This is a genomic window from Pseudomonas sp. BJa3 (assembly GCF_026343815.1).
GTDB classification, from domain to species: domain Bacteria; phylum Pseudomonadota; class Gammaproteobacteria; order Pseudomonadales; family Pseudomonadaceae; genus Aquipseudomonas; species Aquipseudomonas soli.
This window is the reverse complement of sequence record NZ_JAOXMC010000179.1, coordinates 1-273: the sequence shown is the minus strand read 5'-3', so window position 1 is coordinate 273 and position 273 is coordinate 1. Positions and strand designations below refer to the sequence as shown.

The following is a 273-nucleotide window of genomic DNA, read 5'->3' as shown; positions in this document are numbered from 1 at the left end:
ACGACTGCAGGGTTTGCCTGGCATCGGCCTTTCCGGGGCAGTGCGCGAACGTGACCGGGATGCCATGGGCCTCGAGCACGGCGGCGATCTGCTGCTGCCGCGCCTGGAAGTGCTGGTAGGCGCGCTCGAGCCGCTCGTCGGTGGCGTCCTGCGGCGCATAGCGCGCCCGCCAGGCCATCGGTTCGAACAGGGCGATGTGCACCTCGCCCCGCGCGTACCGCAACAGCGGTTCCGGCGGCGCATCCAGCCACTGTTCGTCGGCCGGCGCCATCA

The 273-nt window shown here is 71.1% G+C and carries 1 protein-coding gene; it reads right to left on the bottom strand.

Annotated features, from left to right (window positions below; all coding sequences use genetic code 11):
• On the bottom strand, positions 1 to 273 hold a 273-nt coding region (locus OH705_RS27335; protein ID WP_267303457.1), incomplete at both ends, for a hypothetical protein.